Raw genomic sequence first — 7495 nt, 5'->3', positions numbered from 1 at the left:
ACTGGCTGCTGGCCGTCACCCGCCACCTCCGCCTTGGACGCGCCGCTGTCGTCCGCCCGCCGGGTCCCCGGCGCGGGAAGGGCGCGGGGAAGGCGGGCGGGAAGGTTGGGGGCCGGCGAGGCGGGGGGCGGGGAGGGGGCTGTCGGCCTCTTCGCCCCGTCCCGTCCTCGATCGGCGGCTTGCCCCGACCTGGGCTGTCGGAGAGCGCTTCCTGCTCAGTGACCGTACGGCGTCGGGCACGTTGCCGAATTGTTACCGCCCCCAACAAACTCGTGAGCTCGGCACCCTTGTGTGCGGGGCTCAGCGCGGAATACGTTGCCGGGCACAACAAAAGATTCATCTTCCCCCACCCCCGAAAGGACCCTGCACATGCGCAAGGGCTTCCTCGCCGTCGCTGCCGTGGGCCTGCTGGCCACCGGCAGCATGGCGGCTTGTGGCGACAATTCCGGCGACGGCGACCAGGCCGGCGCTCAGAAGACTCCGAAGATCGGCGTGATCCTTCCGGACAGCAAGTCCTCCGCCCGCTGGGAGGGCGCGGACCGCAAGTTCCTGGAGGAGGCGTTCAAGGCCGCCGGCGTCAAGTACGACATCCAGAACGCCCAGGGCGACAAGGCGAACTTCTCCACCATCGCCGACCAGATGATCACCAACGGGGCGACCGCCCTGATGATCGTCAACCTTGACTCCGGCACCGGCAAGGCCGTGCTGGAGAAGGCGAAGTCCCAGGGCGTCGCCACCATCGACTACGACCGGCTCACCCTCGGCGGTGGCGCGGAGTACTACGTCAGCTTCGACAACGAGGCCGTCGGCAAGCTCCAGGGCGAGGGCCTGAGCAAGTGCCTGACCGACAAGGCCGCCAAGAACCCGGTCGTGGCGTACCTGAACGGCTCGCCGACCGACAACAACGCGACCCTGTTCAAGAACGGCTACGACTCGGTGCTCAAGCCGAAGTTCGACGCCAAGGAGTACACCAAGGGCCCGGACCAGGCCGTTCCGGACTGGGACAACGCGCAGGCCGGCGTGATCTTCGAGCAGATGCTCACCTCGACCAAGGGCAAGATCGACGGCGTCCTCGCCGCCAACGACGGCCTCGGCAACGCGGCCATCTCGGTGCTCAAGAAGAACAAGCTCAACGGCAAGGTTCCGGTGACCGGCCAGGACGCGACCCCGCAGGGTCTGCAGAACATCCTCGCCGGTGACCAGTGCATGACCGTCTACAAGGCCATCCGCGAGGAGGCCAAGGCCGCTTCCGACCTGGCCATCGCCCTGGCCAAGGGCGAGCGCAAGGAGACCGGCCAGACGGTCAAGGACCCGGAGTCCGGCAAGGACGTCGCCGCCGTGCTGCTCACCCCGAAGGCGATCTACAAGGAGAACGTCAAGGACGTCATCGCCGACGGCTTCGTGACCAAGGACGAGGTCTGCACCGGGGCGTACGCCAAGCTCTGCGCCGACGCCGGCATCAGCTGAACCCCGCCGTGGTGAGGCCGCCCGGCACGGGCAACCCCCGTGCCGGGCGGCCTGCCGCCACTGGACGGGCCCCGAGACCTCCCCTGAGCGCGTAAGGAGACCCCCGTGTCCGCGACCCCCCTGCTGGAACTGCGCGGGATCGACAAGAGTTTCGGTCCCGTCCAGGTCCTGCGCGACGTCGCCTTCGCCGCCTACCCCGGCGAGGTGACCGCGCTGGTCGGCGACAACGGCGCCGGCAAGTCCACGCTGGTCAAGTGCATCAGCGGCATCTACCCCACCGACGCCGGGGAGTTCCTCTTCGACGGCGCGCCGGTGACCATCAACAGCCCGCGGGACGCCGCGTCGTTCGGCATCGAGGTCGTCTACCAGGACCTCGCGCTCTGCGACAACCTCGACATCGTGCAGAACATGTTCCTCGGCCGGGAGAAGCGCAGCGGTATCGTGCTCGACGAGCCGACCATGGAGCAGATGGCCGCGGAGACCCTCGCCGGGCTCTCCGTCCGCACCGTCAAGTCGCTGCGCCAGCACGTCTCCAGCCTCTCCGGCGGCCAGCGGCAGACCGTCGCCATCGCCAAGGCCGTGCTGTGGAACAGCAAGCTGGTCATCCTGGACGAGCCCACCGCCGCCCTCGGCGTCGCGCAGACCGCGCAGGTGCTCGAACTCGTCCGCCGGCTGGCCGACAACGGCCTGGCCGTGGTGCTCATCTCACACAACATGAACGACGTCTTCGCCGTGTCCGACCGGATCGCCGCGCTGTACCTCGGCCAGATGGTCGCCCAGGTGAGGACCACCGACATCACCCACGCCCAGGTGGTCGAGCTGATCACCGCCGGCCGGTCCGGCGGGCTCGGCCTCGGCGCGGGCAACGGGCAGTCCGACAACGGCGGCGAGCCCGCCGCCAGCACCCCGGGAGCCGTCCGATGACCACCACCACCGTCCGCCAGGAGGGGCCGGCGTCCGTCACCCCGGCGCCCACCGTCGGCGGTCACGTCCGCAACTACCTGGGCCGCGTACGCGGTGGTGACCTCGGGTCGCTGCCGGCGGTCACCGGTCTGATCGTCCTCTGCGCCGTCTTCGCGATCGTCCGGCCGGTCTTCTTCTCGGCGGCGAACTTCGCCAACCTGTTCACCCAGGGCGCGGCCGTCACCGCCATCGCGATGGGCCTGATCTTCGTCCTGCTGCTCGGCGAGATCGACCTCTCCGCCGGCTTCGCCAGCGGCGTCTGCGCGGCCATCCTCGCCAACGTCGCGACGGTGCTCGGCTACCCCTGGTACGTCGCGGTGGCCGCCGCGCTCTTCACCGGCATGGTCATCGGCCTCACCCTGGGTGTCCTGGTCGCCAAGGTCGGGATCCCGTCCTTCGTGGTGACGCTCGCCGGCTTCCTGGCCTTCCAGGGCGTGGTGCTGCTGCTGATGGAGGAGGGCACCAACATCTCGATCCGCGACGAGACGATCATCGCGATCGAGAACCGCTGGGTTTCGCCGCTGATGGGCTGGGTGCTCGTCGCGGTCGCCGTCGGCGGGTACGCCGCCACGCAGCTGCTGCGCCACCGCAACCGGACGGCGCGTGGCCTGGTCACCGACCCGATCCTGGTGGTCGTCGGCCGCATCGCCGCGCTGGGGCTCATCCTCGGCGTCGCGGTGTACGTGCTCAACCAGGAGCGCAGCATCAACCCGTTGATCAGCTCCAACAAGGGCATGCCGATCGTGGTCCCGATCCTCGCGGTGCTGCTGGTCTTCTGGACGTTCGTGCTCAGCCGCACCGCGTACGGCCGGCACCTGTACGCCGTCGGCGGCAACCGCGAGGCGGCCCGGCGGGCCGGCATCAACGTGGACAAGATCCGGATCTCCGCGTTCGTCATCTGCTCCACCATGGCGGCGGTCGGCGGCATCATCGCGGCCAGCCGGGACAGGTCGGTGGACCCGAACACCGGTGGCAGTAACGTGCTGCTGTACGCCGTCGGCGCGGCGGTCATCGGCGGCACCAGCCTCTTCGGCGGCAAGGGCCGGGTCATCGACGCGGTGCTCGGCGGTGCGGTGGTGGCGGTGATCATCAACGGGATGGGCCTGATGCAGTACAGCTCCGGCGTCAAGTACGTGGTGACCGGCCTGGTGCTGCTGCTCGCCGCCGGTGTGGACGCGCTGTCACGGCGACGATCCGCAGCCACCGGCACCCGCTGATCCCGGCATCACGGAAGTAACGACCCCATGCGCGCAGGACCCACTCAGGACGAGATCCGTCGGCAGAACCTGGGTGCCCTGCTGCGCCACGTGCACGTGCACGGCGCGACCTCACGGGCGGAACTCACCACCACGCTGGGGTTGAACCGGAGCACCATCGGCGCACTCACCACCGACCTCGCCGCGGCCGGCCTGGTGAGCGAGGGGGCGCCGAAGGAGACCGGCCGGGCCGGACGACCGTCGCTGGTCGTCCGGCCCGAGTCGGCCCGGGTGCACGCGTACGCGTACAGCATCGAGGTGGACCGGCTGCGGGTCGCGCGGATCGGTCTGGGCGGCGAGGTGCTCGACCGCCGGGAGCTGGCCCGGCCGCACAACCTCACCGCCGCGGAGGCCGCGCCGCTGCTGGCCGGCGCGGTCAAGGAGATGCGACAGACGGTGTCGCCGGACGCGATCTGCGTCGGCGCCGGGGTCGCGGTGTGCGGCATGGTCCGCCGCGACGACGGCCTCGTCCGGCTCGGGCCGACCACCGGCTGGGTGGACGAGCCGATCGGCGCGGCGCTCGGCGCCGAACTGGGCCTGGACGTGCCGGTCGTGGTGGGCAACGTGGCCGACGTGGCGGCCTTCGCCGAGCACGCCCGGGGTGCGGCGGCGGGCTGCGACAACGTCATCTACCTGTACGGCGACGCCGGTGTCGGCGCCGGCATCATCGCCGGTGGACGGCGGCTGACCGGGCACGGCGGATACGGCGGCGAGGTCGGGCACATGGTGGTGGTCCCCGGTGGCACCCGCTGCGCCTGCGGGTCGCGGGGCTGCTGGGAGACCGAGATCGGCGAGCACGGGCTGCTCCGGGCCGCCGGCCGCTCGGAGGCACGCGGCCGGGACGCCCTGCTCGCCGTCTTCGACGCCGCCGACCGCGGCGACGCCCGGGCGCAGACGGCCGTCCGGCAGGCCGGTGACTGGCTCGGCTTCGGCGTGGCCAACCTGGTCAACATCTTCAACCCGGAGATGGTGATCTTCGGCGGCACCATGCGCGACCTCTACCTCGCGGCGGCGGCCCAGGTGCGCAGCAGGCTGAACTCGATCGCGCTGCCCGCCTGCCTGGAGCACGTCCGGCTGCGGACCCCGACGCTCGGCGACGACGCTCCGCTGCTCGGCGCGGCGGAGCTGGCCTTCGAGCGGCTGCTGGCGGACCCGCTCGACGTCGGCTGATTCGCGATTCGCAGTGAACTGATCCGGCGCTCAATCCGTACCTGTGGACGGACGGGCGGCCGATGACTGCGGCGGCCCGGGCCACTCGTGTACCGGTCCGGCCCCGAGGAGGCACCGCAGACATGGCACCGCTCAGATCCCCCCGTCGTCGGCAGGGGCACCGGACCCGCGTCGCGGTGCTGCTCGTCACCATCGCCGCCGCGCTCGGGCTGCTGCCCGGCGCCGCCCTCGCCGCCCCCGCCGGGCAGCAGCTCAACGCCGCCGACGCGGCACTGCTCGCCGGCGTACGGCTGGCCGGCCTGTGGGAGATGCCCGCCGGTCAGATGGCCGCCGAGAAGGGCCAGAGCCCGGTCGTACGCGAGATCGGTGCCGAGATCGCCAAGCAGCACGAGGAGTTGGACCGGCTCACGGTCGAGGCCGCCAACAAGCTCGGCGCGGCCATCCCGAACGATCCCACCCCGGAGCAGCAGGGCTGGCTGAAGGAGATGAAGGACGCCACCGGCGCCCGCTTCGACCAGATCTTCGTGACCCGTCTGCGGGTCGCCCACGGCAAGATCTTCCCGGTCGTCGGCGCGGTCCGCGCCAGCACCCGCAACCCGGTCATCCGTGACCTCGCCGAGGCGACCAACACCTTCGTCAACAACCACATGAAGATGCTGGAGAGCACCGGTCTGGTCCGCTGGGCCGAGCTGCCGCCGGCCGCGCTGCCCGCCCCGGGCCAGGACGGTCTGCTCGCCGCCGCCTCCGCCAACACCGGCCCCCAGATGAGCGTCAGCAGCACGGTGGTGTGGCTGGTCTTCCTCGCCGCGCTCGGCACCGGCGGCATCGCCACCTGGCGCATGCTCCGCCGCACCTGACCCCCGGACGCCCGCACCACCATGTCGACGGGGACCCGACCGGCCCGACCGGAACCGCCGCACGGACGTACTCGTGCGGCGGTTCTGCTCGCGCTGGTCCTGGCCGCCCTGTGCGGCGCACTGGCCCCGGCCGGCCCGGCCGCCGCGCACGCCGTCGTGGTCTCCACGTCGCCGCAGCGCGACGCGGTCGTCGGCTACGCGCCCCGGGAGGTGGTGGTCACCTTCAGCGAGCCGGTGACACCGGTACCGGGTCGGGCGCGGGTGCTCGCCCCGGACGGCCGGCGCACCGACGTCGGGGATCCGGAGGTACGGGGAACGACGATGCGGATCGCCGTCCGGGCTCCCGCGCGACCGCTCGGCACCTACCTCGTGAGCTACCGGGTGATCTCCGCGGACGGCCATCCCGTCGCCGGCAGCTTCACGTACTCCGCCGGGGCCCCCTCGACCGCGCCACCGCAGCCCACCACCGACGACGCCTCGCCCGGCGGACCACTGGTGCCGGTGGCCCGGTACCTCGGCTACCTGGGGCTCGTCGCGGCGGTCGGCCCACCGCTGCTGGCCGCCACCATGTGGCCCCGCCGGCGCTCCCGTCGCGGTGCACTCCTCGTGGCGTGGGCCGGCCTCGGCCTGGTCGCCGTCGCCACGGTCACGACCTGGGCCGGGCAGGCCGCCGAGGCCGTCGGCGTACCGGTCGGCGAGCTGACCCTCACGGATCTCCGCACGGCGTGGGCCGGCGGCGTCGGTGCGGTGCTCGCCGCGCGGCTGGCGCTGGTGGGCGTCGCCGCGGCGCTGCTGCCCGCCCTCGTCCGTCCCGGGGCGAGCCGGCGGCGTACGACCGTGCTGGCGCTGGTCGGGCTGGCCGGGCTCGCCACCTGGCCGCTCGCCGGGCATCCGGTGGCCGCGCCCATGCCGGCGGTGAGCATCGCCCTCGCCACCGTCCACGTCGCCGGGGTGACCGCCTGGCTGGGCGGGTTGCTCACCCTCTCGGTGTTCCTCCTGCGCCGGACCCACGAACGCGTGCTCGCCCGGATCCTGCCGGCCTGGTCCCGGTGGGCCACGGTCGCGGTGTGCTGGCTCGTCGCCGCCGGCCTGGGCCAGGCCGCGATCGAACTCGGCCGGCCGTCGGCGCTGCTGGGCACCGCGTACGGGCGGCTGCTGTGCGCGAAGGCGGGGCTACTGGTCGCGGTCCTCGCGGTGGCCGCGTGGCAGCGACACCTCGTCCGGCGTCGGGTCGCCGCGAGCCACCCCCGGTGGGTCGTCCGCGCGGCCGGTGTCGAGCTGGCCGTGAACGCGGTGGTGCTGGCTCTCACCGCGATGCTCGTGCAGACCCCACCGGGTCGCACCGCCGGTACGGAGGCCGCGGGAGTCGTCCGGGAGGGCGTCGCCCGGTCCCTCCACACCGACCTGCTCACCGTGCAGTTCGACGTCTACCCCGCCCAGGCGGGCACACCGAACAGCCTGCACGCCTACGTCTACACCCCCGAGGGCAGACCGCTGCCGGTCGTCGAGTGGACCGTCACCGCCGCCCTGCCGGCCGCCGGCATCGAACCGGTCACCGTCGCGGTCGACACCCCGGAGCCGCACCACGGCAGCGCCGAGCTGCGCTTTCCCGTACCGGGCGACTGGACGGTACGGATCACCGCGCGGGTCTCCGACATCGACCAGTCCACCGTGACCGCCACCGTGCCCATCCGCTGACACCCGCCCACCGGCGGCGGACCGCTAGGCTGCTGCGGAATGCGAGCCATCGATGCTCCACAGTCGATCCAGGATCGAGGTGTC

6 protein-coding genes are annotated in these 7495 nt (G+C 72.3%); all 6 read left to right on the top strand.

The genetic code is table 11. From position 1 onward, the window contains the following. Positions 1–369: 369 nt before the first annotated feature. Positions 370–1467 (top strand): sugar ABC transporter substrate-binding protein, encoded by a 1098-nt coding sequence (locus ACTMSW_RS16365; protein ID WP_441181439.1) that lies wholly within the window; start codon positions 370–372, stop codon positions 1465–1467. Between the two features lie 105 nt (positions 1468–1572). Beyond that, positions 1573–2391, top strand: a complete 819-nt coding sequence (locus ACTMSW_RS16360; protein WP_441181438.1) for an ATP-binding cassette domain-containing protein — start codon at positions 1573–1575, stop codon at positions 2389–2391. Then, the gene (locus ACTMSW_RS16355; RefSeq protein WP_441181437.1) at positions 2388–3647 is read left to right on the top strand and encodes a sugar ABC transporter permease; all 1260 of its coding nucleotides are present in this window, start codon (positions 2388–2390) and stop codon (positions 3645–3647) included. Before ACTMSW_RS16360 ends, ACTMSW_RS16355 begins: the two co-directional genes overlap by 4 nt. Before the next feature lie 27 nt (positions 3648–3674). Continuing rightward, on the top strand, positions 3675–4856 hold the full coding sequence (locus ACTMSW_RS16350; protein WP_441181436.1) for an ROK family protein: 1182 nt from the start codon (positions 3675–3677) through the stop codon (positions 4854–4856). A 122-nt stretch (positions 4857–4978) separates the two neighbouring features. Further along, positions 4979–5713, top strand: coding sequence for a DUF4142 domain-containing protein (locus ACTMSW_RS16345; protein WP_441181435.1), 735 nt, complete (start codon positions 4979–4981; stop codon positions 5711–5713). 21 nt (positions 5714–5734) lie between these two features. Then, complete coding sequence (locus ACTMSW_RS16340; protein WP_441181434.1) at positions 5735–7411, top strand: copper resistance CopC/CopD family protein; 1677 nt, start codon at positions 5735–5737, stop codon at positions 7409–7411. The last annotated feature ends 84 nt before the right edge of the window (positions 7412–7495 follow it).

The organism is Micromonospora sp. BQ11 (assembly GCF_052068135.1).
GTDB lineage: Bacteria > Actinomycetota > Actinomycetes > Mycobacteriales > Micromonosporaceae > Micromonospora.
Note: the sequence above shows the minus strand (reverse complement) of the source record. Positions and strands in the feature narration are given on the sequence as shown.

Coding starts and splice junctions, on each gene's coding strand:
- ACTMSW_RS16365 (WP_441181439.1), top strand. CDS start 370: ATGCGCAAGGGCTTCCTCGCCGTCGCTGCCGTGGGCCTGCTGGCCACC.
- ACTMSW_RS16355 (WP_441181437.1), top strand. CDS start 2,388: ATGACCACCACCACCGTCCGCCAGGAGGGGCCGGCGTCCGTCACCCCG.
- ACTMSW_RS16350 (WP_441181436.1), top strand. CDS start 3,675: ATGCGCGCAGGACCCACTCAGGACGAGATCCGTCGGCAGAACCTGGGT.
- ACTMSW_RS16345 (WP_441181435.1), top strand. CDS start 4,979: ATGGCACCGCTCAGATCCCCCCGTCGTCGGCAGGGGCACCGGACCCGC.
- ACTMSW_RS16340 (WP_441181434.1), top strand. CDS start 5,735: ATGTCGACGGGGACCCGACCGGCCCGACCGGAACCGCCGCACGGACGT.